The organism is Pelomicrobium sp. (assembly GCF_036803785.1).
Lineage (GTDB): Bacteria > Pseudomonadota > Gammaproteobacteria > Burkholderiales > UBA6910 > Pelomicrobium.
On the sequence record NZ_DAIRTR010000004.1, the window covers coordinates 24,049 to 50,196 of the forward strand.

Consider the following 26,148-nt stretch of genomic DNA (forward strand, 5'->3'; position numbering starts at 1 on the left):
GCCTGCCAGACAAAAGGCCGAAGGGTTCATTCGCTCAGCTGGCGATAGACCGCGAAGGCGAGCCGCTGCAGCGGCTCCTTGGCGAGATGGCCCGACAGGGCGTAGCCAAAATCCCGGTCGATCCAGTAGAAAGTGCTCACACTTCCTTCCTGGGCGAAACGAAACGCCGTCTCTGCCGCCTCCGCCCGCCGCCGCACGTACAGGGTCAGACGCTGCCCCTCGGCGTTTTCGTACATGAACTGCGCCGCCGGCCCCGCCTCATCGGCGAGGAGCCGCCCGCCCACCAGGGCGTAGCCTTCCTCCACCAGGGATGGAGCCTTGACCGGCGCCCCCAGTCGTTTCGACAACCAGGCCACCAGGTGTTGTTCCTGATCCGCCCCCACTTCCACAGGATGGCGGACTTCGGGAGTGTAGACGGCATGGGCCACCGCCGCCCGTCGGGCCAGGATTTCCGGCGCCGAGGCGACGGGTGGGGAGGGGGGCTTCAGGCTCCAGCCGAGCACCCCGCCCAGGGCCAACCAGGCCGCGGCCGCCGCAGGCCGCCACGCCAGGATGCGCCGACCGCCGGCCGCAGGTGGCTGTAGCCGCTGCGGAACGGGCTCGTCCATTACGCCATCGTACAAAGTATGGAGCGCCCGCTTCTGCTCGGCATAGGCGGTAAGCCGCGCCGCGTCCTCGGTGTGGGCGGCGAGGTGCGCCTGCACCTCCGAGCGCCGCTCGGGGGGAAGCTCCCCATCCAGGTAGGCGTGCAAATCCGCTTCGACGACAGGATCGTGCTTCATTTCACCACTCGCAACGAAGGGGCGCCGCCCTCGCCGTTCATCAGTTGCCGCAACCGTTCCCGTCCCCGGGCGAGTCGGGACATGACCGTGCCGACGGGCACGCCCAGCACTTGGGCCGCCTCCCGGTAAGTCAACTCCTCCAATCCCACCAGCAACAGCACCTCCCGCTGCTCGGGGGGCAGTCGGGCCAGAGCGGAGGCGAGATCGAGCAGCTGCACCCCGGCCGAGGCATCGGCGGCGGCGGGTCGCTCCAGGGCCCCCTCGTCGAGGGACGCCTCCTTATCCGGACGCCGCGACCGCACTTGATTGACGAACAGGTTGTGCATGATGGCGAACAGCCACGCCCGCAGGTCGCTGCCCGGCCGCCACAAGGCCGCCTTACGCCAGGCCCGCTCCAGCGTGTCCTGCACCAGGTCATCGGCCGCGACGGCATCGCCCAGCAAGGCCCGGGCGTAGCGCCGCAGCCGGGGAATGAGGGCCGCGATTTTTTCCGTTTCGTTCATCGATGGTCCCTCGCCTTGGCGGCACGCCGGCTGCTTGCGGGCCCCTGGCACCCGCTGCCTCGCCCCCGCACGAAAACGAGTTCATGAGCGTAAACAGACCCGGATGGGGATTTATTCCCCTGCGCGGTAGGCTCGCGCAAGCCCCGAAGTTACAATGCGGCGAACCTCCTACACCGCTACGGCACCATGACGCGCTCCCGACCCATCGCCTACCGCATCTTTCCCAAGTCTCCCGAAGCCCACCTGTTCGAGGTGAGCTGCACGGTGGACGATCCCGATCCGGAGGGCCAGCATTTCGCCCTGCCGGCGTGGATCCCCGGCAGTTACATGATCCGGGATTTCGCCAAACACGTAGTGACGATCCGAGCCACGAGCGGCGGCAAACCCCTCACCATCGAGAAGGTGGACAAGCACACCTGGCGCTGCGACTGTGCGCCCGGCCCGGTCACGGTGACCATGGAGGTGTACGCCTGGGATCTGTCGGTGCGGGGCGCCCACTTGGACACCACCCATGGCTTTTTCAACGGCCCGTGCGTGTTTCTGCGGGTGCTGGGAAAGGAAGGGCGACCCTGCCGGGTAGAGATCGCGCCGCCCCGAGGCGCCCGTTACCGGAGCTGGCGAGTGGCCACCTCCCTCGCCCGGGACGGCGCCGAAGCGCACGGTTTCGGCCGCTACGCAGCCCGGGACTACGACGAGCTGATCGACCATCCTGTGGAAATGGGCGAATTCCGGCTCGCCCGCTTTCGCGCCTGCGGCGTGCCCCACGAGGTGGCCCTCACCGGAGTGAGCGACGTGGACCTGGAGCGGCTAACTCGGGACCTGCAGCGCTTATGCGAATATCATATACGCTTTTTCGGCGAGCCGGTTCCCTTCAACCACTATATTTTCCTGGTGACAGCGGTGGGCGAAGGCTACGGAGGACTCGAGCATCGGGCTTCCACGGCGCTGCTCACCGCCCGGGACGATCTGCCCCGCGCCGGTGCCAGGGAAGTGACCGAAGGCTACCGTCGGTTCCTGGGGCTCGCAAGCCACGAGTACTTCCATACCTGGAACGTGAAGCGCATCCGGCCATCCGCTTTCTCCCCTTACGACCTAGACAGGGAGTGTTACACCACCTTGCTCTGGGCGTTCGAAGGCTTCACCTCTTACTACGACGATCTCGCCCTCGTGCGCTGCGGGTTGATTCCGCGCCAGGGCTACCTGGAGCTCCTAGGTCAGTCGATCACTCAACTGCTGCGCACTCCTGGCCGCCACAAACAGACGGTGGCGGAATCGAGCTGGGATGCCTGGATCAAGTACTACCGCCAGGACGAGAACACGCCCAATGCGGTGGTGAGCTACTACACCAAGGGAAGCCTCATCGCCTTGTGCCTGGATCTGTTGATTCGCGACCGCACCCGCGGTCGCAAGAGTCTGGACGAGGTCATGCGGGCGCTGTGGCGCAGGCACGGCCTGACTGGGGTGCCTGTGCCCGAAGACGGGATCGAGCGGCTCGCAGAAGAGGTGACTGGGCTCAAGCTGGGGGCCTTCTTCGACCGGGCGCTACGCTCCACCGAGGAGCTGCCCCTGAAAAACCTGCTCGCCCGCTTCGGAGTAAAGATGGCGCTGCGCCCTGCGGAGTCGGCGACGGACAAGGGGGGCAAGCCGGCGGGGAAGCCGGCCAACGAACTCAAGGAGCGGGTCACCCTGGGGGCGCGCACGAGCGGCAATGGGGCCGAGGTGACGCTCACCCACGTGCTGGACGGCGGGCCCGCCCAGGCGGCGGGCCTCGCCGCCGGCGATATCCTCCTCGCCCTGGATGGCTTGCGCATCACCCCTTCCAACTTGGAAGCGCGCCTCGCCCGCTACCGGCCCGGGGACACCGTGGAAGTGACCGGCTTTCGCCGCGACGAGCTGTTCGTGCGGCGCTTAACCCTCGGTGCCGCGCCCCTCGACACGTGCTATCTCACTCTGGAGGCCTCGACCCGCTTCGCTGGGCGGCTCAAGGAATGGCTGGGCGGGTGAGCACGGCGCAGGGCTATGAAACGCCCCTCAGTGCATGGTCCACTCGCGGCCGCACTTGCGGCAGCGCACCTGCAGCCAGGCCTGCGCCGCCTCGGCCTCTGGCTCTCCGCTCGAGGCCGAATCCCCGTGGGGCCCCCACGCCGTGACGGTAAACGCACCATAGGCGCGGCAGCGGGGACAGGTCGCGTGATCCGCCAGCCGCTCGGCCAGGCTCATGGTGATCTTGTAGCGTCCCCAGGAGAAGAGGCTCAGGGCGCCACCGCCGAAGGCCAGAGTGAGCAGGGCGAAGGGTTCCACGCCCGGCTCTCGGAAGCTCACGCCTTCCAGCGTCGCCGCCACCACCAGCATGCACAGGAAACAGGTCACGAGATAGGCGTGGCTCTCGATCAGCTGGCGCTCGTACCAGCGCCTGAAGCCAAGCTGGCGGATGCGCTCCCCAAGGCCCATGGGAAGGAACTCCGAAAGGACAGGGCATTGTACGCCGGCTTTTGGCCCGCCGGTAGCCACATGCGCCCCGTCAGGCAAGGGGCAGCCTCACCGTGGCTACTACCCCGTCCACGTCCTGCCGGTTCGCTAGCGTTGCGGCACCGCCGTGGAATTCGGCGATCAGGCGCACGATGTACAGTCCCAGCCCCAGGTGGGGCTCGCCGGATTCCTTGGTATTGGGCCGCACCGACACCATGGACTCGAACAGCCGGCCCTGCATTTCGGCGGGCAGAGGCGGGCCTTCGTTGAGCACCCGCAACAGCGCCTGGTTTCCCTCCTGCTCCAGGCGCACCGTGACGGGCGTCCCGGGCCGGGCAAAGTCCATGGCGTTGACCACCAGTTTGTCGAGCAGCTGGGCAATCAGGTCCGGTACTCCCATCAATCCCATCGGTCCGCTCGCCCCCAGGTAAAAGGTGAGCTCGCGTCCGGGATAGGCGCTGCGGTAGCCTTCCACGCAGCCCGAAACCACCTGGGCAAGATCGAAACGTTCCCGCTCCGCCCGGGCGAGGGCCTGCTCGAGGCGCGTCGCCTCGGTCATGCGGGTGAGGAGGGTGGACAGGCGCGCGAGCCCCTGCTCGGCCCGGTGGAGATAGACCTGGGCTTCTGCGGGCAAGGATTGCCCCTTCAGGTTTTCCAGGGAAGAGCGCACCACGGCGATGGGCGTGCGGAACTCGTGCGACAAGCGGCTCGCCATCTGTTCCAGGTATCCGGTGTATTGACGCAACCGCGCTAGCATGGCGACGAAGCTGCGGGCGAGATCGCCGATCTCGTCCCCGGAGGCGGGCGTCTCGATTTCTCCCCGCACCCGGCCCTGGGGATCGATGGCCCGGTCCACCGCGTCTCGCAGGCGCCGGATGCGCACCGACACATGGCGCGCGAAGACAAAGAGGGCAAGCGCCCCCAGGATGAAAACGGCGAGCGTCAGGTTGAAAAGGGCCTCCAGCGCCGCGTTGCGCACGCTCAAGATCGGCCGGGTGCTTTCCTCCACCAGCACCACCCCCATGACCCGGTCCTCGTTCCACACCGGGTGAGCCGCCGAGACCACGGCGGCTCGCTCGTCGGGCAGGTGACGCCAACCGGTGGTGGCGATGCCAGAAAGGGCCGCCTCCACCTCGGGTCCCTCGAGCCCGCCTTCCGCAAGCCAATCTTCGGTTTGGGGTCCGCCCGGCTGCTGTAGCAGCAGGGCGTAGAGGGGTCGCAGCAGGTGCTCCTGCAGGCGCGCCCCTAGGCCGGTCGCGTCCTCGCTCGCTGAAGGCGCGGGCGGCTGAAGGCTGCCGGCCTGGGCCAGAACGCGACGGGCGGTGTCGAGCACCCAGATGCGGGAGCTCGACCGGGCAAGGCCCTTGATGATGAGATCGATCTCCGTGTCGGAAAAAGCGAGGCTCGCCACTTCCACCGGCGATTCCCCCGCTCGGGCGCCGCGGCCTGTATCCACGTCCACGGCAAGAAGCCGCACCCGCTCGCTTCCCAAGTCGAAGGGCAGGCGCAGCTCCGCGGTATAGCCCGTCTCACTCCACAACCACACGCCTTCCACGCCCGGGTCGGCCACCCATCGGCCGCCGGGTTGCTCCCCTTCGGCCCGAAGCTCCCCGCCCCGATCGCCGGTCAGGCGCCAGCGGCGCAGCTCACCGGCGACTCCTTCCATCTCGAGCAACAGATGATCCGCCCGCCCCAGGTCATCGCCACGGCCAGCGGGCCGCACCACCCGGTCATCGGTGGCGCGCACGAAAAGATAGAGGTGCCGGCCGAACCTTCCCGCCCGCAGGTCGATCGACAGGGAATAGAAGACCAGCCCTCCCGGCGCGGCGGATAGCTCTCCCAGGCTGCGCTGATGGAGAGGCACAACCTGACGCTCCCAGTCGGAGGCCTGGCCGTCCAGCCGCATTGCCGCGGTGAGATTGGTCACCATGAGCCCGGCTGGCGACTTCTCGCCCACCGGCCCCGTCAGGAACAGCCGCGGCCGGTCGTGGAGAGCGGTGGCCACCGCCCGGGCGAGGCCCGCCACCGCCCGCTCCTGGCCTTCCCGCAGGAACTTCTCCATCTCCACCACGTAGCGGTAGCCGAGCCATGGGATGGTCAACAGCACCGCGGCCACCAGCAGCACCTTGGCGCGGATGGAGAGGGTGGGTGCGAAGGGGATCACTCGGCGGCGTGCGGGTCGTTCCAGCGGTAACCCATGCCGTAGACGGTCTCGATGCAGTCGAAGGCGGGGTCGCGCGCCGCGAATTTCTTGCGGATGCGCTTCACGTGGGAGGTGATGGTGCTGTCGTCCACCACCATGCGCGCCTCTGCCATCAACTGATCCCGGCTTTTCACATGGCCGGGAAACTTGGCGAGGGCATGCACCATCCAGAACTCGGTGAGGGTGAGGTCCACCGGTTCCCCGTTCCAGCGCGCCATGATGCGCTTAAGGTCCAGGGTGAGTCGGCCGCGCCGCAGCACGTCCTCCGCCTCGGCCATCTTGCCCGCCAGGTCGCTGCGTCGGAACAGGGCCGCGATGCGGGCGAGCAGATGGGGCAAGCTCACGTCCTTGGTGAGATAGTCGTCGGCGCCCAGGCGCAGCCCCGCCACTGTGTCGAAATCGCTATCCCGAGCCGTGAGGAAGATGATGGGCAGGGTGGCCGACAGGGCGCGCAGCTCCCGGCACAGGGTAAAGCCGCCGTCGGGCTCGTCCTCGAGCCCGATATCGATGATGGCCATATCCGGCAGTCGCAGCCGGAACGCCTCCAGCGCCTCGCGCCGGTTGGCGTAGGTAGCCACTTCGTAGTGGCGCTGGCGCAGCGCGTCCGCATAGTTGTCTCGGATGGCGGGCTCATCCTCCACGATGGCGATGCGTCGGCTCATGGCAGTAATGACTCGGGAAAGTCTGCAGGGACTATAGCGCGGCCCGCAAGCGCGGGAAATCCCGGTGAGCGGTTTGCCATTTTTTTGCCCCAATCGCCCCCGGGAATTCCATTTTTACTTCCCCCGCGCCGCCATGCCGGCAGCGTTGAATCTACTGCCGGTGGCCATCCCGGCCGGCCCCCATCAATGGAAGAGGAAAAGACCATGAGCGCCATGCAACCGTTGCCTCCCACCCGCCGGCTCCCGCGGTCGGAGATCCTGCGCGATGCCTTGTCTGCCTTGGGTTTGAGCGTTCTCGCCGGCCTCGCCGTCAGCTTCGTCCTGGGGACCCTGGTGTTGCTTTTCACCCTGCTTCCGGGACCCCTCTGAACCGGCTGTGTACGGGCCCCGCCGACGGTGTGTGCCCGTCGTTCGACCGAATGGGGGTGCGTGCTTTCGCAGGGTGTCCCTTCCGCCCGGCGGCGGAACACACCCTGCCACTCCCACACGGCAACGCTTCGCAAGGGAGGCCGGAACATGAAACCCTGGTCCTGGGTCAAGGCTTGGCCTGTCGCGAAACTGAGCGTCCCGCGCCTCGGCGTAAGGCTTCTGCTCCTGGCGGACATGGGTGCGTGGGGCCTAGAGGCGGGGGGCTCGCCAAACGCCGTCCGTTCCGGCGCTCGCCGCCTCCATCTCCTGCTCACGGTCCGGGGCGGTGACCACTTCCGTTTCCTTCAGGCATTACAGCCGGCAGACGAGATCCGGCTGGACACCCCAGGGGGCGAAGGCAGACGCTATCGGGTCAAGGCGCATTTCATCGCCGACCGGCGCATGCTGCCCCTGCATCTGGCCCCCTTCGCCCGGGGGCTTACCCTGGTCTGCCCCTATCCCTTCGCAAGCCCGGGCCCCGGCGGGGCGCTGCGCTACGTGGTGAGCTGCGAGCGGATCGAGGCCCTGCCGGTCCCCCATGGGCCCACCGAAGGCCATCGGGCGGTCGGGTAAATGCCTTGGAGCAGGAACCACGAATGCTTATACTGGCCGTTTTTTCGCCTTGGGAGCCGCTTGCATGCACATCGCGTGCCTCGATCTGGAAGGCGTTCTCGTCCCCGAAATCTGGGTGGGTCTCGCCGAGCGCGCGGGCATTCCCGAGCTTCGCGCCACCACCCGGGACGTGCCCGACTACGACCAGCTCATGCGCCAGCGCCTGCGGCTCCTCCACCAACACCGCTTGGGACTGCCCGACCTCCAGGCAGTGATCGCCACCTTGGAGCCGTTGCCCGGGGCGCGTCCGTTCCTGGACTGGCTGCGGGAGCGCTGCCAGGTGGTGATCCTTTCGGACACCTATTACGAGTTCGCCCTGCCCCTCATGCGTCGCCTGGGATACCCGACCCTGCTGTGCCACCGCCTGGTGGTGGACGACCACGGACGCGTGGTCGACTACCGGCTGCGGCAAAAAGACGCCAAGCGCGAAGCGGTCAGGGCTTTCCATGGCCTGAACTTCAAGGTGGTGGCCGCCGGCGATTCCTACAACGACACCGCCATGCTGGCGGAAGCGGACGTCGGCATCTTCTACCGCCCACCCGAGAACGTGGCCCGGGAATTTCCCCAGTTTCCCATTGCCCACAACTACGAAGAGCTGCAGTGGGCTTTCGCCGCCGCCCTCGACCGGCTCTGAGGAAGGAAGCCCGCTCGGCTGCCTCCTGCCTGGTTTGCTCCCCGCGTCTTCTGCCGTATCCTGTCGAAGCGGTTTGCAGGGCTGGGCGATGAAGCGCTGGATGGAAAGCTTGAAAGCATTGCGCCGGGGCAGGCCCGGCCACCGCTTCCAGGAGTGGCACCGCTCTCAGCGCCGCCGGGTCGACGGCTGGGGCCGGGTCCTGACGGCCTTCCTCGGCCTGCTGCTGGTCCTCGTGGGGCTCCTCCTCATGGCGATGCCAGGACCCGGCCTACTGGTGGCGCTCGTGGGCCTCACCCTGCTCGGCAGCACTTCCCTTACGGTGGCGCGGGCGCTGGACCGGGCCGAGCTGTGGCTGGGCCCGGCATGGAGGCGTCTGCGGCAGCGATGGGGCAACCGCCCACCCCGCGGTCCAAGGTAGCCTCGCCTGCGCCGCGCCTCGGGCGCCACGACGCCATGGACAATGGCGACATCGGCAAAAAAAAAACCGGCGATGGAAGCGCAGCGGCTCCTAGCGACGATTGCCCACCTCCAAGCCGCTCCTGCGGGGGCACTGACAGCGCGCCTGACGCTGCCGCGCGAAACCGTGACGAAGGCCCTGACCCGGCTGGAGGTGGCAGGCCTCATCCATGCCGCTTAACCTGGACGGGACCGACGACCCGTACAGCCTGAGCCCCGCAGGCAAGGCATGGTGGGCACGGGAGGAGGCGGCCGCCTCCCATTAAGGGGCGTAGCGCCGGTACCGTTCCATGAAGCGGCGGTCCAGCCACGCCTTCCAGCCCATGCACCAGCGCCCTTTTCCGTACAAGGGACCCCAAGCAGCGAGGGCTTCCCCCTCCCCCAGGTCGAGAATCGAGAGGGCGAAGGCTTGCGGGCGGTAGCGGTGCAATGCGCCGCCAGTCACCCTCGCCAGGAGGTTTTTCAGCAGCACGGGGCCCTGGCGCACGCCGTATACGCCCAGCTTGGGCAGCCGGTGATGTTCCAGCGTGGCGCAGTCGCCCGCGGCGAACACCCGTCCATCGGCGACGGAGCATAGGGAAGCGGAGACTCGAAGCCCGCCGTCGTCCGCCACCGGGAGCCCCAGCCGGGAAACCAGGGCGGCGGGTTTCAAGCCGGTCGCCACCACCAGCACGTCCCATTCCGCCCTGTGGCCGTCCTCGGACTCCAACTGCCCCTGCCGCACGGTGCGCACATGGAAGCGGAACAGCACTTCGATGCCCCGCTGGGTGAGCACCCGATATAGCAGCCGCCCGGCACCGGGCGGATAGCCTGGAAGGAGGTGCCTACCCCGCTCCACCAGGGTGATCCGCACCCGCCCGCCGCGGCGCCGCGCGAGCGCATCCACGTTGGCGGCGACTTCCCCGCCGGTCGCGCCGCCGCCGATCACGACCACCCGCAGGGGCCTGGAGGAGGAAGAGCGGAAAGCCTCCTCCAGCCGTCGCCTGAGGTGCACCAATCCCAGGATGGGCTTCACCGTCCAGACGTCGTGGAACCTCATCCAGTCGGGATCGGCCGCCACTTCGCTCCCCACATTGAAGGACACCCAATCGTAGGGGAGACGCGCGCCGGAGGCGAGGATCACCGCCCGGCCGGTACGGTCCAGGCCCGCCGCCCGATCCAGTACAAACCGGCCGCCGTTCGCCTCGATCACCGGGCAAGGATCGATCTGGTCGTCCTCCGGCGCGTACTGGCCGCCCAGCATGCCGGTGGCCATGCCGGAATACCACAGCCGGCCAGGATCGACGAGGATGAGCTCCGCCCCTCGGGCGCGGAAGGCCTGGGCGTTCAGCGCCACGTGCAGGTGAGCATGGCCGGCGCCCACCAGCACCACCCGCGGCCGGCTCATGGGTTTCCCGCCCGACGGGAGGCAACCCCGTCCGCGCCGCGCCCGGTCTCGGTGCGGCGACGCCACAGCAGGCCCACAGCGCGCGCCGCGGCGGTGAGGCCGATCCAAAAGAGCACTACCACCGCGGGTGCCGCAATGACGTATGGATAGCGCCAGGCGAGGAGGGAAAGGGCCATCAGCACGGCGCCGATGGTGGCGAGGGCCCGGGCCTCGGCCGCGTCCAGGGGGCGTCGCCCGCGCACCGCCGCAGCCGCCGCGCCGCCCAGGTGGGCCGCATAGCGCACTGCGCCCCGGGCGCTGGAGCGGGCCCGCTCGCGCATGGCCTTGAGCCGCTGGCGGGGACTGGATAGCACCACCCGCTGCCGGGGCGAGAGAACGATCTCCGTCGCGCGGCGCAGATCCTGCAGGAAGCGCGCCTCCATCTCCTGCGCCACGCCTGCGTCCTCAATGGCCACATCCAATTCCCAGTTGCCGAACCAACTGGAAAAGTTCAGGTTGGTGGAGCCCACCCGTGCCCAGCGTCCGTCGGCCACCGCGGTCTTGGCGTGGATCATGGGGCCGTCCCACTCGAAGACGCGGATGCCCGCCTCCAGCAGCGGCCGGTACTGGGTACGGGACAGGGTGGCGATGACCGGCACGTCGCTCGAGCGCGGCACCAGCAGGCGCACATCGACCCCGTCCCGGGCGGCTTCCCGCAGGGCTTCCAGGTACACGGGGGTGGCCATGAAATAGGCGTCGGTGAGCCACAGGCTGCGGCGGGCGAGGGCCGCCACCAACAGGTCCAGACGATAGAGGTTGGCAGTGGTGGGGGTGGCGCCGATCACCCGCAGGGCCACCTCGCCCCGGGCCGGGATCGATTCCCGCGCTGGAATGAGGGACTCGGGGATGCTGCCGCCCGCGTCCTCCCAGGCCTCGGCGAAGGTCCAGAGAAGGTCGGCCACGGCGGGCCCGCGGATCTCCACCCCCGTGTCGCGCCACGGCTCCCGACCCCGGGCGGGATCCCCCATCCACGATTCCCCGATGCATAGACCGGAGACGAAAGCGACTTCGGTGTCCGCCACCAGGAGCTTGCGGTGGTCCCGGGACAGGACGCTGAAGGCTGCCGTGAGCCGGGGCGGATTGCACGCTCGAACCTCGCCCCCCGCCTCCGTGAGGGGCTGGAACAGGCGGCTCCAGCCGGCGCGCAGGGACCCGAACCAGTCGTAGAGCACGCGCACCGCCACGCCCTCGCGAGCCTTGCGCGCCAGGAGATCCACGAAACGGCGGCCGATGCGGTCATCGTCGATGATGTACATCTCCAGACACACCTGGCGACGGGCGTCCTCAATGGCCGCCTGCCACGCCGGGTAGTTCTCCGTCGCGTCGCAGAGCACGCGCACCCGGTTTCCGGCCACCAGGGGTGCTCCCGCGGAGCGGGAGAATGCCTGATCGGCGAGAACGCGGATGACGTCGAGGGATTCGGGCAGCTGCATAGAGGCCCAGGCCGGAAAGAGCATTATACTGGGCGCCGCGCGCTGCCCCGGGGCGCGCGGACGCCCTATGCACGTGCCGCTCGAAACTCTTGCGCTGATAATGCTGGTGACCTTCGCCGGCTACGTGATCTTCGGCATGACGGGCTTCGGCGCATCGCCCATTACCATCCCGGTCCTGGCCCACTTCCTTCCCCTGCCCTTCGTGCTCGCCTTGTGCAGCGTGCTCGATCTCACCACCGCCACGCTACTCGGCTACCGCACCCGCCGGGAGGCCGAGAAGCGGGAACTGCTGGCGCTCCTGCCCTTTACCCTGGCGGGTGTCGCTCTGGGGGTCACCCTGCTGGTGAATCTGCCGCGGGAGGCCACGCTCGCTGGACTTGGCCTTTTCGTCTGCGGCTATGCGCTCTACGCGGCCTCCCGCCGGCCCTTTGCGCGCACGTTAAGCCGCGCCTGGGCCGCGCCGCTCGGGCTGGCGGGCGGCCTCTTCGGCGCTTTGTTCGGCGTGGGCGGCCCGCCCTATGTCGTCTACGTGACCGGGCGCGTCCCGAAGCCCGCGGCCCAGCGCGCCACCATCGTCTTGATGGTCATTGTGAGCGTGGGCCTGCGGGTGATCGCTTTCGCCACGGCCGGTCTGTTCGCCGCCCGGGGCCTGGCGATGGCAGCCGCGGCCCTGCTGCCGGTGGCTTGGTTGGGTCTTTGGGTTGGGCACCGGATCCACTTGGGCGCGCCCCCGGGGGTCCTCGCCCGCATCGTCGCCGTCGTCCTTTTCGTGAGCGGCGCATCCCTGCTCTATCGCAGCCTGGGAGGGATCGGCCTACCGGCAGCACCGGTCTGAAGTGCTCCATCGGCATGCACCAGCGGCCGAGTGCTCCGGGAAATGGCCAGGCTAGGATTCGCTGGCCATGCTCTCGATGTCCACAATGCGACCCGCCTCGTCGAAGCGCACCAGGAGAAAGGGCCGTCCCTGCCGACGGGCGAGCAAGCGAGAGGGCAGTTCCTCCACCTCCTGAGACAAGGTTGTCATCCAGGCGCGGGTGACGGCGCGATGATCCACTTCGAAGAGCTGGACCGCGCGCCTCAAGCACGACCCGATCAGATCGGGGCGTCGGGTGAAATCCAAGTCGAGGGGCACCTCGTGGAGCAAGAAATAGACGGCGCCGCCCGCGCCCGGGGCCCGGTAATAGGCATCCGCCCCGCACACACCGGAAGCGGCCAGAGCCAGGGCGTGGCCGGCGATGTCCGCCAGGGGCAGTCGGGGCTCGATCAGCATGGGAATGTCTTGCCGCAAGCCGTATTCGCGCAGTCGCTGCGCATCGAGCAGGAGTTCTTCGGGAAATTCGCCCAAAGGATCAGCCCAGGCCCAGATCCAGGTATTGTCCTGCTCCACTTCGGTCCCGAGGAGCTGCAGTGGAAACACCCGGCCGCGGCCGAAATCCACGACCCCCCGCTCCAGGTGAAGCCGGCCACGGTGCTCCCCCAGGTACTCTGCCAGGACCTGCTGCTTGGCCAGGGACAGGACCAGGTGACGGGCGAGGACGTCCTTGAAGGTTTCCATCGGGCTAGCGATCGGGGGCAACCTCGCAGAGCAGGTCATGGGCCATGCGGATCGCCATCTCCCGCCCCCCATAGTAGCGGGGCACGCGGGCGATTTCCCGGTAGCCTAGGGACTGGTAGAACTGACGCGCCCCCCGGTTCACCGCCCTGAGCTCCAGATAAACCACTTGAATCCCAGCGGTGCGGCAGGAGGCTTCCAGCCATTGCACCAGGCGGCGCGCGATGCCTCGGCGCTGGAACCTGGGCCGCACGGCCAACAAGTTTAAGTGCGCCGTCTCGTCGCCGAACTCCATGAGGGCGAAGCCCACCATCCGGCCTTGCGCCTCCGCCACCAGGGCCATGGTCTCCCGGTGGCGGATGCTGGCGGCGACCCGGGCCGGCGTCCAGGACCAGCCCAACCCCATTTCGATCAAGTCGCGGGACATGGCAGCGATCTCGGCGCTGTCCTTGGGCGTTGCGGGTCTGAAGAGAATGTCCATGGGTCAATCCGGACCGCGGAGGGGCGCAACCGCTCGAATATGCTACACCTTCCTCCTGCACCCGGCCCGTCGCGCTTGCGGGCGCCTTTCTCAACCCAGCCGGAGGATGAAGTGGGCCAGCTCCGGGCGCTCCGTCCAGCCGCCCTTCGTGTAAAAGCCGCGTCGATACGCTTCCCGGTCTCGATCAGCGAGCAGCATCAAGCGAGCGCAGCCCCGCCCGTGGGCTTCGGCGACGATGACCTCCAGCAGGGAGCGCCCCACGCCCCGGCCCCGGTACGCCTCTTCCACGAAGAGCTCGCAGACATAGCCTTGCGGACCGGGCAGGAACAGGCAGGGTAGCCAGTGCACCGCGGCGTAGCCGACCACCCGTTCCTCGGCTTCGGCCACGTACACCGAGTGGCTGTTGTCCGCAAGGCAGGCCGAGAGGTGGCGGCGCACCCGCCGCTCGGTGCTCTCTCGCGGCTCTTCTTCGAGCTCGGCAAACCATCCCAGCGCTCGCAGGAGCGCAGCGAGGGATGGCGCGTCCTCTAGCCTGGCGGTTCGAATGCGGGCTGCACTCATTTCCATTGCCCTCTCCCCCCGTTCACCTCGGCCAAGAGACCTGCGAGAGCGGTCGACCCGGTGGCCTGCCCCTTGACCCTGCGGATCTTCGCCGCCTCGCGGGACGGCAAGCGGCTGCCGCCCATCGAATGGCCCCGGGCCGATTGCGATGGACATCGGGGCCCTGTTGTCCAGCAACCGCGCACCGTTAGCGACGCGCCCGGAGGCAACGACGGCGTGACGCCTCGCTTGATTGCCCAAAGCGGCAAGACTTAAACCCCCGAGCACTCCGATCATCGCCGTCCTTCGGGACAGGGCCCGACGGTAGCCGCGGGTAGCTCCGACAGGGGCCTAAACCCCAAGGCGAGGGCTTCCTCCAGGCGATTCGCTGGGATGTCATAGAGGTGGATGACGCCGGTTTCCACGCCGCACAGGGCTATTCGCACCCGGCCGTCGTGGCCGCACCCGCTACCCAACACGGGAATGCCGGCAGCCGCGAGCGTCCGCTGCCCCGCCGTCGGCGGGGCGCCGGAATCCGGCTCGCATTGGCGCGAGCCGTCGGCTCTGTAGACCCGTATCGTTTGCCCCTTGTCCACCATGCCGAGGGAAGGAGCGCAGGCCATCACCCCGACACAGCCCGCCGCGGCCAGCCAAACGCCGGCGCGGCTGCGCGCGGGCACAGACCACCGGTGATTTGAAGCGGTGGAGGGAAGACTTGAGAGCCCCGTGCAGCTCATTCCACCCCTTGTCCATGCCGGCTTTCGGTGTGTGCCGAGCGCCCTCGCTCGCCCGGCCCGGCTCCTCCTTGAGCCGGTCGATCTCGGCCACCCACGGGTCCCACGGGGTCTGAAGCCGCTGGAGCTAGGCGTTCCTGGTTTCCATGGATGCCTCCTCCGGGTGGAGGGCGCCCATGGCGCTTGCCCTCGGGGGCCTTGCCGGGGAGAAACAGGGCCAGCAAGTCGTTCAGGAACCGGCGGCCGAGCAACGTCGGGACAAAGCGGCCCTGGTCCCATATCACCAAGCCCTTCGATTCGGCCAGGCCCAGCACAGGCAGCACCACGGCGAGGGGCAACCCGGTGCGCGCCTCGAAGAGGGCCGCCTCGAAGCCCTGGTGCAAGCGCAGGGCGTTCATCATGAACTCGAAGGGCAATTCGTCCACCGGCACTTCCTGGGTCGCCTCCACCGGCGCGCCCTGTTCCACCCGCTCCATGTACGCCTTGGGTTGTTTGCAGCGCCAGCTGCGCACGATCCGGTCGGGGAACGAGACCTTGGAGTGGGCGCCGGCGCCGATGCCCAGATAGTCCCCGAAGCGCCAGTAGTTGAGGTTGTGGCGACATTCCCAGCCGGGCCGGGCGTAGGCGGAGGTTTCGTAATGCACGTAGCCTCGGGCGGCCAGGCTTTCCTCTACCACTTCTTCCATGGCTGCAGCCGTGTCCTCGTCGGGCAGCACCGGGGGATGGCGGTGGAAATAGGTATTGGGCTCGATGGTCAGGTGGTAGGCCGAGACATGGGGTACCCCGAAGGCGGCCGCCGTCTCGACGTCGCGCCGACACCCCTCTAGCGTCTGTCCGGGCAGCCCGTACATGAGGTCCAGATTAACATTGTCGAAGACCGCGAGGGCCAGCTCCAGGGCCCGGCACGCCTGAGCCCCGTCGTGCACCCGCCCGATGGCCTGCAGCATCCGGTCGTCGAAGCTCTGGACACCCAGGGAGAGGCGGTTCACGCCCGCGGCACGCAGTCCGGCAATCTTCTCCGCCTCCACCGTGCCCGGGTTGGCCTCCAGGGTGATCTCAGCGTGGGCGTCCAGGGGCACGCGGGCCCGGATGGCGGACAGGATCGCGTCTACCGCTTCGGCAGAAAGCAGGCTCGGTGTCCCACCGCCAAAAAACACGCTGTGGACGCGCCGACCCCAGACCTCGGGCAGCGCCAGCCCCAGGTCCCGAAGGAGGGCATCGATATAGCGCCGCTCGGGAATCCTGCCGCGCAGCGCATGGGAGTTGAAATCGCAATAAGGACACTTACGCACGCACCAGGGTACGTGGATGTAGAGGGCGAGGGGCGGGAGCGCCTCGAGCCGCGGCCGGGGGGCCATGGTGAGCCCGCGGGCGGCCACGGAATCCTCGGCGAACATGGGGAAGAGACGACGCAGGCGAAGTAGACGCCCCCATTATACGGCAGAGCCTCGAGGCTCCGGAGCGCCCTTTACCCCATCCAGGCTCACCACCGGCTCGTCTCCCAGCACTTTCGCCTCGTGCAGGACCCCCCGCGGCACGGACAGCAGGTCGCCTGGTCCCAGCACCACCTCGCGCCCCATGACCGTCAAGCGAAAACGACCCGAAAGGACCGCATCCATCTTGTCTACCTCGTGGGTATGAGGTGGAAAATAAGTTCCTGCAGGGTAGACGTAGCGGGTCACCCGGTAGCCCCGGGACTCCATCTTGGCCCGCAGCCGCGCCTCGGTGAGGGGCCCATCCCGCGCCTCGTCCCAGCGTTCCACTTCGAGCGCCATGGCAAACACCTTTCGACTTTTACAGATCATCTGATTATGACCGCCCCCATCGTCGAGCTGGAATCCCTGCGGGACCGGGCACCGGTGTTCGCCGACCGGGCCGAGGCAGGACGGGTGCTCGCCGGCCTGTTGGAAGGTTACCGAGGGAGCGACGCGCTGGTGCTCGCCATTCCCGCCGGCGGCGTGCCCGTAGCGGCAGAAGTGGCCCGCGCCTTGGGGCTGCCCCTGGACGTGGCGGTGGTGTCCAAAATCCTCCTTCCCTGGAACACGGAAGCCGGCTACGGGGCGGTGGCCTTCGACGGCACCGTTTGCCTGAACCGGACCCTGGTGGACCAGTTGGGGCTGACGGCAGAAGAGGTGGCCCAGGGGGTGGCCGAGACCCGGGCCAAGGTGGAGCGCCGACTCGCCCGTCTGCGCGCCGAACGGCCGCCTCCCCCCCTTGCCGGGCGGCCGGTGATCCTGGTGGACGACGGGCTCGCCTCTGGTTTCACCCTAATGAGCGCTGTCGAGGCCCTGAGGCGCGCCGCGGCGGCCGAGATCGCGGTGGCGGTGCCCACGGGACATGCCCAGGCCGTCGAGCGACTGGCCTCCCGCGTGGACCGTCTCTACTGTGCCAACCTGCGCGCTGGCCGCCGCTTCGCGGTGGCGGACGCCTACCGCCGCTGGCATGACGTCCCGGAGGAAGAAGCCTGGGCGTTATTACTGCGCCAGGGGACGGCGTGAGACGATCCCGGCCTCACTCCGGCGCGCTGCGGCTCAGCCTCTCCGCCAGCCGCGCCAAGGCCTTGCCTCGGTGGCTTACCCGGTTCTTTTCCTCGAGCGCCAGCTCCGCCCCCGTGCGGCCCAGGCGGGGGTCCAGGAACAGCGGATCGTAACCGAAGCCCCCGGTGCCCCGGGGCGCATGGACGATCTCTCCGTGCCACTCCCCCTCGGCGATGAGGGGCTGGGGATCGTTGGCATGCCTGAGAAGCACCATGACGCAGTAATAGTGGGCACGGCGATCGGTCACTCCTTCCATTAACGCCAAAAGCTTCGCGTTGTTGCGCTCGTCAGAGCAGGGATCGCCCGCGAAGCGGGCCGAGTGCACCCCGGGCGCCCCATTCAAGGCAGTCACGCAGATGCCGGAATCGTCAGCGAGGGCAGGCAGCCCCGCGGCGCGGCACGCCTGCCGGGCTTTCGCCAGGGCGTTCTCGATGAAAGTGCCGTAGGGCTCCTCCGCCTCGGGGATGCCCAGATCGGACTGGGGCAGGATCTCGAAGCCGAGCGGCGCAAGCCAGCGCCGGATCTCCCGGATCTTGCCCGGGTTGTTGCTGGCGAGGACGATCCTTTGCATGGGTTTTCCCGGCGGGGAAGGCAGGTTCCAAAAGGCGGATTTCGGGCGGCTATGATACCCTCCCCATGCCTAAAAATCAGGTCCGGTGAAACCGGGCCGTTGCGCAAAGGGAGGGCTCTCGCGCCATGTTCGAGTGGATCAGCGACCCGCAAGCCTGGATCGCCCTGGTCACCTTGACCGCCCTGGAGATTGTCCTGGGCATCGACAACATCATTTTCATCTCCATCCTGGTGGGCCGACTCCCTCCAGAACAACGGGGCAAGGCCCGGTTCCTGGGGCTTGCGCTTGCCATGGGCATGCGCATCGGGCTGCTCCTGTCCCTCGCCTGGGTCATGTCCCTCACCGCCCCCCTCTTCACGGTTTTCGAGGAGGAAATCTCGGGCCGGGACCTGATCCTGGTGGGCGGGGGGCTATTTCTGCTGTGGAAGAGCGTGCACGAGATTCACAACGCCCTGGAAGGGCCGGAGGAGGGGGAGAAAAAGATCGCGGCGGCCACTTTCGGCGGAGTGCTCCTGCAGATTGCCTTGATCGACATCGTGTTCTCCCTCGACTCGGTGATCACCGCCGTGGGCATGGCCCAGCACGTGCCGGTGATGGTGATCGCCATCGTGCTAGCGGTCTTGGTGATGATGCTGGCCGCCGGACCCATCAGCGATTTTGTCGACCGGCACCCCACTCTCAAGATGCTGGCCCTGTCCTTTCTGGTGCTGGTGGGCGTGGCCTTGATTGCCGAGGGCTTCGAGTTCCACATCCCCAAGGGCTACATCTATTTCGCCATGGCCTTCTCGGTGGCCGTGGAAATGCTCAACTTGCGAGTGCGGGCGCGCCGAGGAAAGCCGGTGAAGCTGCACAAGCCCGCTTCGCCGGGAGGCGCCAGTAAAAAAGCGGGCGAGAAAGCCTGACCGCCTGCGCCAAGGGAGTCGCGAATGCCGTTGGGCGTCATGGTGGCGGTGCTCTTCGCCGCCGCCTTGCACGCGGCGTGGAACGCCCGGCTCAAGGCGAGCGCCGATCCCCTGCCAGAGGCCTTGGCAGTGGTCATGGGAGCGGGGCTGCTGGCGCTGCCGGCCCTCGCCGCGCTACCGCTGCCCCGGCCGCAGAGCTGGCCTATGCTGGCCGCCTCCACCGCCCTGCATGTGGCCTATTTCGTCCTGGTAGCCTTGGCCTACCGCTCGGGGGCGCTCAGCATCGCCTACCCCCTCATGCGGGGTGTGCCGCCCGCGGTGGTGGCGGCGGGAGCCGCCCTCTTTCATGGCGAAACCCTGTCGGCAGCCGGTTGGGGGGCAGTGCTCGCCATCGTGCTGGGCGTGCTCATGCTGAGCGGCGAGGGACTTAAGGCGCGGGCTGCCTCCGGCCGCGGCCTGGCGATGGTGGGAGCCAATGTGGTGGTGATCGTGGCCTACACCCTGGTGGACGGGGCCGGCGTGCGCGCCTCGGGAAATGCCATGAGCTATGCTGCCTGGCTCTTCGCCTTGACGGGAACAGCCCTCCTGCCGTTGTACGCAGGCCTCATGCGGGGCCGCAATTCTGCTTCGCTGGCGGCCCGCAAGTGGCAAGTCCTGCTGGGCTCCACCTGTACTCTGGGTGCCTACGGCATCGCCCTCTGGGCCATGACCCGGGCTCCCATCGCCCTGGTGGCGGCCCTGCGGGAGACCTCCATCCTGTTCGGGGTGGCGATGGCCGCCCGCTGGCTGCGGGAGCCGTTGACGCCCCGGCGCTGGCTGGGGTGGGGCTGGTGGCGGCGGGCGCCGTGGCCATGCACCTTGCCTGATGCGACCCGTCAACCCTGCTGCAGCGCCTCTTTCTGAAGCGCAACCAGCTGCTCGATGCCCGACTGGGCCAGGTCCAGGAGCTCGTTCAGTTGTCCCCGGGTGAAGGGCTCGCCCTCCGCAGTGCCCTGGACTTCCACCAGCTTCAATTCCCCTGTCATGACCACGTTCATGTCGGTGTCGCAGGCGGAATCTTCCATGTAATCCAGGTCCAGGATCGGCACGCCCTGGTAGATGCCCACCGACACCGCCGCCACGTGGTCCTTGATGGGCCAGGCATCGATCATCTCCTTCGCCCGCATGTACTCCATCGCGTCCCACAGGGCGACGAAAGCCCCCGTGATGCTGGCCGTACGGGTGCCACCGTCGGCCTGGAGCACGTCGCAGTCGATCTGGAGGGTGCGCTCGCCGAGCCGGGAAAGATCCACCACCGCCCGCAACGCCCGCCCGATGAGCCGCTGGATCTCCTGGGTGCGCCCCGACTGGCGGCCCCGAGCCGCCTCCCGATCGGTGCGGGTGCCGGTGGAGCGGGGCAGCATTCCGTACTCGGCGGTGAGCCAGCCCTGGCCCTGCCCCTTGAGGAAGGCCGGCACCTTTTCATCGATGCTGGCGGTGCACACCACCTTGGTGTCGCCGCATTCGATCAGTACCGACCCTTCGGCGTGCTTGGTGAAGCGGCGGGTGATGCGCACTGGGCGCAGCTCATCGGGTCGGCGCTGACTGGGTCGCATGGGGCAGCAATGTCTCCGATCGCCTTCGAGCAGGCACCGGAATGGGCCGGCGCGCAACTGGCAAAGCTCGCATTATAGCTTTCGTGCCAGGGCCGCTATCCCAGCCAGCGGGCGGCAAGCAGCGTCACATTATCCGAAGCAGCGCCGCCTTCCCACTCGGCGGCCTGCGCGAGCGCCGCCACTGCCTGCTCCAGGGGGTTGTCGCATAGGGCCGCGGCGAACTCCGCCTCAGCCAGCTGGCCCCACAGCCCGTCGCTGCAGAGCAGTACCACGTCCCCCGACTGGAGGCAGAGGGGGGGGCCGATTTCCACGGAAGGAGTTTCCCAACCGCCGAGGCAGTTGGTGAGTACCCCCCGCTCGACAAAGCGCAGCGGATCGACAGCGGGAAGAAGGCCCTGGTCGAGCAGCTCCTGGACCAAGGAGTGGTCCCGGGTCCGCGCCACCACCGAGCCTTTCCGCAACAGGTAGCAGCGGGAATCCCCCACGTGGGCCCAGCGAGCCGTCCCCTCCTGCAAGAGGCAGGCCACGCAGGTGGTTCCGGGAGGATTTCCTAGGAGATGCTTCCGGGCATAAGCCTGAATGTCCTCGTGGGCCGCGGTCATGGCCTGGCGGAAGAACCCGGCCGGATCGGCGAGCCGGGGCTGAGCGGCGGCGCGGAAGGCAGCGAGGAGACGGTCCACCGCGTGCTGGGCCGCCACCTCGCCCCGGGGCATTCCCCCCATCCCGTCGGCCAGGACCAGCAGGAGGGAAGTGTCGCTGCGGGCGTAGGCAGCCCGGTCCTGGTTGATTCGGCGCCCTCCCAGGCGGCTTGCCTGGGCGACTTCCACGTTCATCTGGGCATTCTCCTGTGGCCAGGCCGTGCATCGGAAGGCATTCCAGGCGGGCGTCGGTGGGAAGCCCAACTTGTGGTATCGTTGCGCTCTGAAAATTCTGAATTTTTCTACTCCTCCAGTAAAGCGCAAGCGGCAAAAGCATGATCGCCAGCATGACGGGGTTTGCCGTCGTCTCCCGGGAGCTGCCTGAAGCGACCCTCAATGTGGAAGTGCGCTCGGTCAATCACCGCTTTCTCGACATCCAGACCCGGCTCCCGGACGAGCTGCGTAGCCTGGAGCCGGAGGTCCGAGCGCTGCTGGCCGCCCAGCTCTCCCGGGGAAAGGTGGACTGCCGGATCGGCTTGACGCCCAAGCCCGCACTCCAGCACGGCGCGGCCCTCAACGCCGAGGCACTGGAGCGGTTGAAAAGCCTGGAGCTTTCGGTGCGGACCGCCTTCCCCCAGGCGTGCGGGCTCACTGTGAGCGACGTGTTGCGCTGGCCCGGCGTCCTCGACCAGGCGGTCCTCTCCGCCGACACGGTACGGGAGCCGTGCCTGGCGCTGCTCGAGCAGGCGCTCAACGATCTGGTGGCGGCCCGGCGCCGGGAAGGGGAGCGGCTCGGAGCGCTCCTGCAAGAGCGGGTCGCCCGGATGGAGGCACTGGTGGAAGAGGTCACACCCCGCATCCCCGCCCTCATCGCCGCCTACCAGGAGCGACTGTCCCACCGGCTGCGCGAAGCGATGCTCAATCTGGAGGACGAGCGCATCCGCCAGGAGTTCATGCTGTTCGCCAGCAAGATCGATGTGGACGAGGAGCTCAGCCGGCTCACGGCCCATCTCCAAGAAGTGAAGCGGGTGCTGGCGAGCGGCGGCCCGGCGGGCAAGCGCCTCGACTTTCTCATGCAGGAGCTCAACCGGGAGGCCAACACCTTGGGCGCGAAGTCGGTGGACGCGGAGGTTTCCCGCATCGCCATGGAGCTTAAGGTGCTGATCGAGCAGATGCGCGAGCAGATCCAGAACATCGAGTGAGCCCGAAGCCGCGAGCCGTGCAGCCCATGTCGTCGATTCCTCCCAAGCTTAGTACCTCTGGAGCCCACCAGCACCCCGCAGTGTCCTGAAGCGCGATGAGCGGCATTCTCTTCATCGTCACCGCCCCCTCCGGAGCCGGCAAGACTAGCCTGGTGGCCGCCCTCCTCGCGCGGGACCGCAACCTACGCCTTTCGGTGTCTTACACCACCCGGCTGCCCCGGGAAGGAGAAGTCAACGGCCACCACTACCATTTCGTGGACCCGCCCACGTTCCAGAAAATGCTGGAGCGGGGAGAATTCCTGGAAAGCGCCGAGGTCTACGGCAATCGCTACGGCACCTCCCAGGCCTGGGTGCGCAGGGCGCTCGAGGCTGGAACCGACGTGCTCCTGGAAATCGACTGCCAGGGGGCAGCCCAAGTACGGCGGCTGATGCCGGAGGCGGTGGGCATTTTCATCCTTCCGCCCTCGATGGAAGTGCTCAAGCGCCGGCTGGAAAAACGGGGGACAGAAACGCCCGAGGCGATCGAGCGGCGGCTAAAGGCTGCCCGGGAGGAAATGAGCCGCGTCGGCGAATTTGACTATGTTATTATCAATGACCGGTTTGACGAGGCCCTTGAGGATTTGGCTTCGGTGGTGCGGGCCGAGCGGCTGAAAAGGGAACGGCAGCTTGAGCGCCACCGCTCGCTGATCGAGGCGCTCACGAAGTAAGACTTTGAGGACAAAAGAGAAATGGCACGCATCACGGTCGACGACTGTTTGAAGCACATCCCGAACCGTTTCGAATTGACGTTGGCCGCCACCTATCGGGCGCGCCAGATCGCCCATGGTGCCGCCCCGCTGATCGAGGGGCTTAAGGACAAGCCGACGGTCATCGCCCTGCGGGAAATCGCCGCCGGCAAGGTGGGGCTGGAGGTTCTCAACAAGGGGCAGTTGTAGACCCCGCCGAGCACTTCGACGTTCCCCCTCTAGCCTCCTCCGCGCAAGGTTCGACCGACTCCCGGCAGGGTTTCATGGAAGGTACGCTGCAGCTCCCATGTCCTGGCGGCTGCCAAGGGCTGTTGGGCCGCAGGGGGGACGCTGCGCAGCGGCTGGGCGGTTGAGGACGATGGGCGGGCGTTGACATGGCGGAAGCGGAGCTCTTGTTCAAGCAGCTTTCCGGCTACCTCAAACCGGAGGACGTGGTTCAGCTCGAGTCCGCGTACCACTTCAGCAAGGCTGCCCACCACGGCCAGTTCAGGAAAAGCGGCGACCCCTATATTTCCCATCCCCTCGCGGTGACCCAGATCCTGGCGCAGATGCGCCTGGATGCCCAGGCACTCACCGCGGCGCTGCTGCACGACGTAATGGAGGACACCAAGGTCACCAAGGCCGAGATCGCTTCCATCTTCGGCAACCCGGTGGCGGAGCTGGTGGATGGAGTCTCCAAGCTGGACCGCATCGAGTTCCAGAGCGCAGAGGACGCCCAGGCGGAGAATTTCCGCAAGATGTTGCTCGCCGTCTCCCGGGACGTGCGCGTGATCCTCATCAAGCTGGCCGACCGGCTGCACAACATGCGCACCCTGAAGTCAGTGGAGCCCGAAAAGCGCCGCCGCATCGCCCGCGAAACCCTGGAGATCTACGCCCCCATTGCCAACCGATTGGGGCTCAACGCCATCTACCAAGAGCTACAAGATCTCGCCTTCCGCCATCTGTACCCGAACCGCTACAAGGTGCTCGCCAAGGCAGTCAAGGCCGCCCGGGGCAACCGGCGCGAGGTGGTGCACAAGGTCCAGGCCACGTTGCAGCAGAAACTCAAGGAGGCCGGTATCGACGCCGAGGTGCATGGACGGGAAAAGCACCTCTACAGCATCTACAAGAAGATGCGAGAGAAGTCCCTGTCCTTTAGCCAAGTGCTGGACATTCTCGGCCTTCGGATCATCGTTAAGGACATCCCTTCCTGTTACCTCGCCCTGGGCGTGCTCCACGGTCTGTACAAGCCCATTCCCGGCAAGTTCAAGGACTACATCGCTATTCCCAAGGCGAACGGCTACCAGTCACTGCACACCACGGTCTTCAGCCCCTTGGGTACCCCCATCGAGGTGCAGATACGCACCCGCACCATGCATCGCATCGCCGAGAGCGGGGTGGCTTCCCACTGGCTGTACAAAACCTCGGATGCCGAATTCAAGGAGCTGCACCAGAAGACCCACCAGTGGCTGCAGAGCCTGCTGGAGTCCCTCTCCGAGTCTCGCGACTCGGTGGAATTTCTCGAGCATCTCAAAGTCGATCTCTTCCCGGACGAGGTGTACGTGTTCACTCCCAAGGGCAAAATCCTGGCGCTGCCGCGCGGGGCGACAGCAGTGGATTTCGCCTACGCGGTGCACACGGACATCGGCAACCGCTGCGTTGCGGCCAAGATCAACTACGAGCTGATGCCGCTCAGGACCGAGCTCAAGAACGGGGACCAGGTGGAGATCATCACCGCAAGCCACGCCAAGCCCAATCCCTCCTGGCTCAACTATGTGGTGACCAGCAAAGCCCGCTTCGAGATCCGCCACTTCCTGCGCACCATGCAGTACGAGGAGTCGGCTGAACTGGGCGAGCGGCTGCTGGCTCAGGCCGTGACCGCCCTGGGCGGCAAGCTGGAGGACATCACCGACCAGCAGTGGGACAAGCTGGTGCGTGAGACCAGCGCCAAGTCCAAGCAGGAGATCCTGGCCGACATCGGTCTCGGCAAGCGGCTGGCGGTCGTGGTGGCCCGCATGCTGGTCGCCCCTGGCGGTGAAGCGCAGCGGGGAGAGACGTCTTCCGCCGGCGCCATCACGCTGCTCGGCACCGAGGGCATGGCGGTGCAATACGCCCGCTGCTGCCGGCCCATTCCCGGCGATCCCATCATCGGCCTGATCAAGAAGGGCCAAGGCCTGGTCATCCACACCCATGATTGCCCAATGATCGGCAAGACCAAGGGGGACCCGGAGAAGTGGCTGGACGTGCAATGGGACCCCGGTATCACCCGCTCCTTCGGCGTCACCATCCGGCTGGTGGTGGCCAATCAGCGCGGAGTGCTCGCCAAGGTGGCGGCGGAGATCGCCGAAGCAGGCAGCAACATCGAGAACGTGAGCATGGATGGGGAAGGGGCCTACACCACCATGAACTTCACCTTACAGGTGAAGAACCGCGTCCACCTGGCCAGGGTGATGCGCAGCCTGCGCCGCATCCCCGAAGTGGCCCGCATCACCCGGGTCAAAGGCTGACCCGCCCTCTCACCGCCCACCTGACCTAGGTCAATGACGGCTGGCCGGCAGGCGGTTATCGTCGCCGGCGCCCGCGGGACGGCTGGCGTCCCGGGCAATCTCGACTTAAGGAGGAGACCATGCAGAAGCCGTTCGTTGCGATGATGTTGGCGGGCACCCTGAGCCTAGCCGGGTGCGCGAGCCCTCTCTCCCAGGACAAGCCCGCGCTCTCTGTAGAGGCCCAGATGGCCCTGCTTCAAGCGGAGCAGGACATCAAGTTCGCCGAAAGCCGCAAGGGCGACACGACCGCCGCCCGCAAGTCCTACCAGCAGGCCCAGGAGGCCGCGGCCCGAGGTGACGAAGCAGCGGCCATCAAGCACGCCTGGGAGGCGAGCCAGGCCGCCGTCAAGTCAGTCAAATAGACCAAGTCCCGCCTCAGCGCGACTCTCGCTCGACTCGCTCGCGCATGTCGCGCCCGCGCTCCTCCCGCACGGGGGCGGCTTCTTTTGCCTGCTCGAGCGCCCGGCGCTCTTCACGCAAGAGCTTCGGCGGAGCATCCTCGGCCTGCATCTTGGGGACCGGGGGAACGCTGGGGGG

29 protein-coding genes and 1 pseudogene are annotated in these 26,148 nt (G+C 67.5%); 14 read left to right on the forward strand and 16 right to left on the reverse strand.

The features are described from left to right. Positions 1-26: 26 nt before the first annotated feature. Together V7Q81_RS01045 and V7Q81_RS01050 are read right to left on the reverse strand one after the other, a co-directional pair. Entirely contained in the window at positions 27-782 is a 756-nt protein-coding gene (locus tag V7Q81_RS01045; RefSeq protein ID WP_333839479.1) for an anti-sigma factor family protein, read from the reverse strand. After that, a complete protein-coding gene (locus V7Q81_RS01050; RefSeq protein ID WP_333839481.1) occupies positions 779-1,285 on the reverse strand; it encodes an RNA polymerase sigma factor in 507 nt (168 codons plus the stop codon). The genes V7Q81_RS01045 and V7Q81_RS01050 overlap by 4 nt, the downstream gene beginning before the upstream one ends. A gap of 186 nt (positions 1,286-1,471) precedes the next feature. Here V7Q81_RS01050 and V7Q81_RS01055 point away from each other — a divergent pair, with 186 nt between their 5' ends. Continuing rightward, positions 1,472-3,289 (forward strand): M61 family metallopeptidase, encoded by a 1,818-nt coding sequence (locus V7Q81_RS01055; protein ID WP_333839483.1) that lies wholly within the window; start codon positions 1,472-1,474, stop codon positions 3,287-3,289. 27 nt (positions 3,290-3,316) lie between these two features. On the opposite strand, the gene V7Q81_RS01060 is transcribed toward V7Q81_RS01055, so the two are convergent. From V7Q81_RS01060 to pdsR, 3 genes are all read right to left on the reverse strand, one after another. Further along, the gene (locus V7Q81_RS01060; protein WP_333839485.1) at positions 3,317-3,736 is read right to left on the reverse strand and encodes a hypothetical protein; all 420 of its coding nucleotides are present in this window, start codon (positions 3,734-3,736) and stop codon (positions 3,317-3,319) included. A gap of 70 nt (positions 3,737-3,806) precedes the next feature. After that, positions 3,807-5,918 (reverse strand): proteobacterial dedicated sortase system histidine kinase, encoded by a 2,112-nt coding sequence (pdsS, locus tag V7Q81_RS01065; protein ID WP_333839486.1) that lies wholly within the window; start codon positions 5,916-5,918, stop codon positions 3,807-3,809. Next, positions 5,915-6,619, reverse strand: coding sequence for a proteobacterial dedicated sortase system response regulator (gene pdsR, locus V7Q81_RS01070; RefSeq protein ID WP_333839488.1), 705 nt, complete (start codon positions 6,617-6,619; stop codon positions 5,915-5,917). The genes pdsS and pdsR overlap by 4 nt, the downstream gene beginning before the upstream one ends. Positions 6,620-6,823: 204 nt before the next feature. On the opposite strand from pdsR, the gene V7Q81_RS01075 reads away from it, so the two are divergent. From V7Q81_RS01075 to V7Q81_RS01090, 4 genes are all read left to right on the forward strand, one after another. Further along, positions 6,824-6,988, forward strand: coding sequence for a hypothetical protein (locus V7Q81_RS01075; RefSeq protein WP_333839490.1), 165 nt, complete (start codon positions 6,824-6,826; stop codon positions 6,986-6,988). 147 nt (positions 6,989-7,135) lie between these two features. Continuing rightward, complete coding sequence (locus tag V7Q81_RS01080; protein ID WP_333839492.1) at positions 7,136-7,600, forward strand: sortase domain-containing protein; 465 nt, start codon at positions 7,136-7,138, stop codon at positions 7,598-7,600. A 64-nt stretch (positions 7,601-7,664) separates the two neighbouring features. Continuing rightward, positions 7,665-8,273, forward strand: coding sequence for a bifunctional phosphoserine phosphatase/homoserine phosphotransferase ThrH (gene thrH, locus V7Q81_RS01085; protein WP_333839495.1), 609 nt, complete (start codon positions 7,665-7,667; stop codon positions 8,271-8,273). A 100-nt stretch (positions 8,274-8,373) separates the two neighbouring features. Further along, positions 8,374-8,691, forward strand: coding sequence for a PGPGW domain-containing protein (locus V7Q81_RS01090; RefSeq protein ID WP_333839498.1), 318 nt, complete (start codon positions 8,374-8,376; stop codon positions 8,689-8,691). Between the two features lie 300 nt (positions 8,692-8,991). Here the strand turns inward: V7Q81_RS01090 and V7Q81_RS01095 are convergent, their stop codons facing one another. Further along, on the reverse strand, positions 8,992-10,116 hold the full coding sequence (locus V7Q81_RS01095; protein WP_333839500.1) for an NAD(P)/FAD-dependent oxidoreductase: 1,125 nt from the start codon (positions 10,114-10,116) through the stop codon (positions 8,992-8,994). After that, positions 10,113-11,588: a phospholipase D-like domain-containing protein gene (locus tag V7Q81_RS01100; protein ID WP_333839502.1), complete on the reverse strand. Its 1,476-nt coding sequence runs from the start codon at positions 11,586-11,588 to the stop codon at positions 10,113-10,115. The genes V7Q81_RS01095 and V7Q81_RS01100 overlap by 4 nt, the downstream gene beginning before the upstream one ends. A gap of 67 nt (positions 11,589-11,655) precedes the next feature. On the opposite strand from V7Q81_RS01100, the gene V7Q81_RS01105 reads away from it, so the two are divergent. Further along, positions 11,656-12,423: a sulfite exporter TauE/SafE family protein gene (locus V7Q81_RS01105; RefSeq protein WP_333839505.1), complete on the forward strand. Its 768-nt coding sequence runs from the start codon at positions 11,656-11,658 to the stop codon at positions 12,421-12,423. A gap of 51 nt (positions 12,424-12,474) precedes the next feature. Here V7Q81_RS01105 and V7Q81_RS01110 read toward each other — a convergent pair whose 3' ends face one another. The 6 genes and pseudogenes from V7Q81_RS01110 to V7Q81_RS01135 all read right to left on the reverse strand — a co-directional run bounded on the left by V7Q81_RS01110 (position 12,475) and on the right by V7Q81_RS01135 (position 16,670). Continuing rightward, complete coding sequence (locus tag V7Q81_RS01110; protein ID WP_333839507.1) at positions 12,475-13,143, reverse strand: DUF6882 domain-containing protein; 669 nt, start codon at positions 13,141-13,143, stop codon at positions 12,475-12,477. Positions 13,144-13,147: 4 nt separating this feature from the next. Continuing rightward, positions 13,148-13,621, reverse strand: a complete 474-nt coding sequence (locus V7Q81_RS01115; protein ID WP_333839509.1) for a GNAT family N-acetyltransferase — start codon at positions 13,619-13,621, stop codon at positions 13,148-13,150. A gap of 90 nt (positions 13,622-13,711) precedes the next feature. After that, entirely contained in the window at positions 13,712-14,188 is a 477-nt protein-coding gene (locus V7Q81_RS01120; protein WP_333839512.1) for a GNAT family N-acetyltransferase, read from the reverse strand. Positions 14,189-14,454: 266 nt separating this feature from the next. Continuing rightward, positions 14,455-14,841, reverse strand: coding sequence for a hypothetical protein (locus V7Q81_RS01125; protein WP_333839514.1), 387 nt, complete (start codon positions 14,839-14,841; stop codon positions 14,455-14,457). 260 nt (positions 14,842-15,101) lie between these two features. After that, positions 15,102-16,292 (reverse strand): annotated as a pseudogene (hemW, locus tag V7Q81_RS01130) (radical SAM family heme chaperone HemW); the annotation flags it as partial. 36 nt (positions 16,293-16,328) lie between these two features. Further along, positions 16,329-16,670: a cupin domain-containing protein gene (locus V7Q81_RS01135; RefSeq protein ID WP_333839516.1), complete on the reverse strand. Its 342-nt coding sequence runs from the start codon at positions 16,668-16,670 to the stop codon at positions 16,329-16,331. Between the two features lie 36 nt (positions 16,671-16,706). On the opposite strand from V7Q81_RS01135, the gene V7Q81_RS01140 reads away from it, so the two are divergent. Further along, positions 16,707-17,393 (forward strand): phosphoribosyltransferase, encoded by a 687-nt coding sequence (locus V7Q81_RS01140; RefSeq protein ID WP_333839519.1) that lies wholly within the window; start codon positions 16,707-16,709, stop codon positions 17,391-17,393. 13 nt (positions 17,394-17,406) lie between these two features. Here the strand turns inward: V7Q81_RS01140 and rdgB are convergent, their stop codons facing one another. Continuing rightward, a complete protein-coding gene (gene rdgB / locus V7Q81_RS01145; RefSeq protein WP_333839521.1) occupies positions 17,407-18,003 on the reverse strand; it encodes an RdgB/HAM1 family non-canonical purine NTP pyrophosphatase in 597 nt (198 codons plus the stop codon). Between the two features lie 125 nt (positions 18,004-18,128). Here rdgB and V7Q81_RS01150 point away from each other — a divergent pair, with 125 nt between their 5' ends. Both V7Q81_RS01150 and V7Q81_RS01155 read left to right on the forward strand, forming a co-directional pair. Further along, on the forward strand, positions 18,129-18,905 hold the full coding sequence (locus V7Q81_RS01150) for a TerC family protein (RefSeq protein ID WP_333839522.1): 777 nt from the start codon (positions 18,129-18,131) through the stop codon (positions 18,903-18,905). A gap of 24 nt (positions 18,906-18,929) precedes the next feature. Next, on the forward strand, positions 18,930-19,808 hold the full coding sequence (locus V7Q81_RS01155) for a DMT family transporter (protein ID WP_333839524.1): 879 nt from the start codon (positions 18,930-18,932) through the stop codon (positions 19,806-19,808). On the opposite strand, the gene rph is transcribed toward V7Q81_RS01155, so the two are convergent. Both rph and V7Q81_RS01165 read right to left on the reverse strand, forming a co-directional pair. After that, on the reverse strand, positions 19,781-20,500 hold the full coding sequence (gene rph / locus V7Q81_RS01160; protein ID WP_333839527.1) for a ribonuclease PH: 720 nt from the start codon (positions 20,498-20,500) through the stop codon (positions 19,781-19,783). The two genes, V7Q81_RS01155 and rph, sit on opposite strands and share 28 nt — an antisense overlap. Before the next feature lie 95 nt (positions 20,501-20,595). Beyond that, entirely contained in the window at positions 20,596-21,333 is a 738-nt protein-coding gene (locus V7Q81_RS01165) for a PP2C family protein-serine/threonine phosphatase (protein ID WP_333839530.1), read from the reverse strand. Positions 21,334-21,485: 152 nt separating this feature from the next. Here V7Q81_RS01165 and V7Q81_RS01170 point away from each other — a divergent pair, with 152 nt between their 5' ends. The 5 genes from V7Q81_RS01170 (at position 21,486) to V7Q81_RS01190 (ending at position 25,973) form a co-directional block, all read left to right on the forward strand. Continuing rightward, the gene (locus tag V7Q81_RS01170; protein ID WP_333839532.1) at positions 21,486-22,340 is read left to right on the forward strand and encodes a YicC/YloC family endoribonuclease; all 855 of its coding nucleotides are present in this window, start codon (positions 21,486-21,488) and stop codon (positions 22,338-22,340) included. Between the two features lie 95 nt (positions 22,341-22,435). Beyond that, a complete protein-coding gene (gene gmk / locus V7Q81_RS01175; RefSeq protein WP_333839535.1) occupies positions 22,436-23,047 on the forward strand; it encodes a guanylate kinase in 612 nt (203 codons plus the stop codon). 21 nt (positions 23,048-23,068) lie between these two features. Continuing rightward, entirely contained in the window at positions 23,069-23,275 is a 207-nt protein-coding gene (rpoZ, locus tag V7Q81_RS01180; protein WP_333839540.1) for a DNA-directed RNA polymerase subunit omega, read from the forward strand. A gap of 185 nt (positions 23,276-23,460) precedes the next feature. Further along, positions 23,461-25,572 carry a RelA/SpoT family protein gene (locus tag V7Q81_RS01185; RefSeq protein ID WP_333839543.1) on the forward strand — a complete coding sequence of 704 codons (2,112 nt, stop codon included), beginning with the start codon at positions 23,461-23,463 and terminating at the stop codon, positions 25,570-25,572. A 119-nt stretch (positions 25,573-25,691) separates the two neighbouring features. Continuing rightward, positions 25,692-25,973, forward strand: coding sequence for a hypothetical protein (locus tag V7Q81_RS01190; protein WP_333839546.1), 282 nt, complete (start codon positions 25,692-25,694; stop codon positions 25,971-25,973). Positions 25,974-26,148 lie beyond the last annotated feature (175 nt).

Excerpts from the sequence above, each read along its gene's own strand:
- V7Q81_RS01105 (WP_333839505.1), top strand. The coding sequence starts at position 11,656 with ATGCACGTGCCGCTCGAAACTCTTGCGCTGATAATGCTGGTGACCTTC.
- V7Q81_RS01045 (WP_333839479.1), bottom strand. The coding sequence starts at position 782 with ATGAAGCACGATCCTGTCGTCGAAGCGGATTTGCACGCCTACCTGGAT.
- V7Q81_RS01095 (WP_333839500.1), bottom strand. The coding sequence starts at position 10,116 with ATGAGCCGGCCGCGGGTGGTGCTGGTGGGCGCCGGCCATGCTCACCTG.
- V7Q81_RS01100 (WP_333839502.1), bottom strand. The coding sequence starts at position 11,588 with ATGCAGCTGCCCGAATCCCTCGACGTCATCCGCGTTCTCGCCGATCAG.
- V7Q81_RS01150 (WP_333839522.1), top strand. The coding sequence starts at position 18,129 with ATGTTCGAGTGGATCAGCGACCCGCAAGCCTGGATCGCCCTGGTCACC.
- V7Q81_RS01090 (WP_333839498.1), top strand. The coding sequence starts at position 8,374 with ATGGAAAGCTTGAAAGCATTGCGCCGGGGCAGGCCCGGCCACCGCTTC.
- thrH (WP_333839495.1), top strand. The coding sequence starts at position 7,665 with ATGCACATCGCGTGCCTCGATCTGGAAGGCGTTCTCGTCCCCGAAATC.
- gmk (WP_333839535.1), top strand. The coding sequence starts at position 22,436 with ATGAGCGGCATTCTCTTCATCGTCACCGCCCCCTCCGGAGCCGGCAAG.
- V7Q81_RS01155 (WP_333839524.1), top strand. The coding sequence starts at position 18,930 with ATGCCGTTGGGCGTCATGGTGGCGGTGCTCTTCGCCGCCGCCTTGCAC.
- rpoZ (WP_333839540.1), top strand. The coding sequence starts at position 23,069 with ATGGCACGCATCACGGTCGACGACTGTTTGAAGCACATCCCGAACCGT.
- V7Q81_RS01170 (WP_333839532.1), top strand. The coding sequence starts at position 21,486 with ATGACGGGGTTTGCCGTCGTCTCCCGGGAGCTGCCTGAAGCGACCCTC.
- rph (WP_333839527.1), bottom strand. The coding sequence starts at position 20,500 with ATGCGACCCAGTCAGCGCCGACCCGATGAGCTGCGCCCAGTGCGCATC.
- V7Q81_RS01140 (WP_333839519.1), top strand. The coding sequence starts at position 16,707 with ATGACCGCCCCCATCGTCGAGCTGGAATCCCTGCGGGACCGGGCACCG.
- V7Q81_RS01055 (WP_333839483.1), top strand. The coding sequence starts at position 1,472 with ATGACGCGCTCCCGACCCATCGCCTACCGCATCTTTCCCAAGTCTCCC.
- V7Q81_RS01060 (WP_333839485.1), bottom strand. The coding sequence starts at position 3,736 with ATGGGCCTTGGGGAGCGCATCCGCCAGCTTGGCTTCAGGCGCTGGTAC.
- V7Q81_RS01185 (WP_333839543.1), top strand. The coding sequence starts at position 23,461 with ATGGCGGAAGCGGAGCTCTTGTTCAAGCAGCTTTCCGGCTACCTCAAA.
- V7Q81_RS01165 (WP_333839530.1), bottom strand. The coding sequence starts at position 21,333 with ATGAACGTGGAAGTCGCCCAGGCAAGCCGCCTGGGAGGGCGCCGAATC.
- V7Q81_RS01080 (WP_333839492.1), top strand. The coding sequence starts at position 7,136 with ATGAAACCCTGGTCCTGGGTCAAGGCTTGGCCTGTCGCGAAACTGAGC.
- V7Q81_RS01075 (WP_333839490.1), top strand. The coding sequence starts at position 6,824 with ATGAGCGCCATGCAACCGTTGCCTCCCACCCGCCGGCTCCCGCGGTCG.
- V7Q81_RS01135 (WP_333839516.1), bottom strand. The coding sequence starts at position 16,670 with ATGGCGCTCGAAGTGGAACGCTGGGACGAGGCGCGGGATGGGCCCCTC.
- rdgB (WP_333839521.1), bottom strand. The coding sequence starts at position 18,003 with ATGCAAAGGATCGTCCTCGCCAGCAACAACCCGGGCAAGATCCGGGAG.
- V7Q81_RS01120 (WP_333839512.1), bottom strand. The coding sequence starts at position 14,188 with ATGGAAATGAGTGCAGCCCGCATTCGAACCGCCAGGCTAGAGGACGCG.
- V7Q81_RS01050 (WP_333839481.1), bottom strand. The coding sequence starts at position 1,285 with ATGAACGAAACGGAAAAAATCGCGGCCCTCATTCCCCGGCTGCGGCGC.
- V7Q81_RS01115 (WP_333839509.1), bottom strand. The coding sequence starts at position 13,621 with ATGGACATTCTCTTCAGACCCGCAACGCCCAAGGACAGCGCCGAGATC.
- V7Q81_RS01110 (WP_333839507.1), bottom strand. The coding sequence starts at position 13,143 with ATGGAAACCTTCAAGGACGTCCTCGCCCGTCACCTGGTCCTGTCCCTG.
- pdsR (WP_333839488.1), bottom strand. The coding sequence starts at position 6,619 with ATGAGCCGACGCATCGCCATCGTGGAGGATGAGCCCGCCATCCGAGAC.
- V7Q81_RS01190 (WP_333839546.1), top strand. The coding sequence starts at position 25,692 with ATGCAGAAGCCGTTCGTTGCGATGATGTTGGCGGGCACCCTGAGCCTA.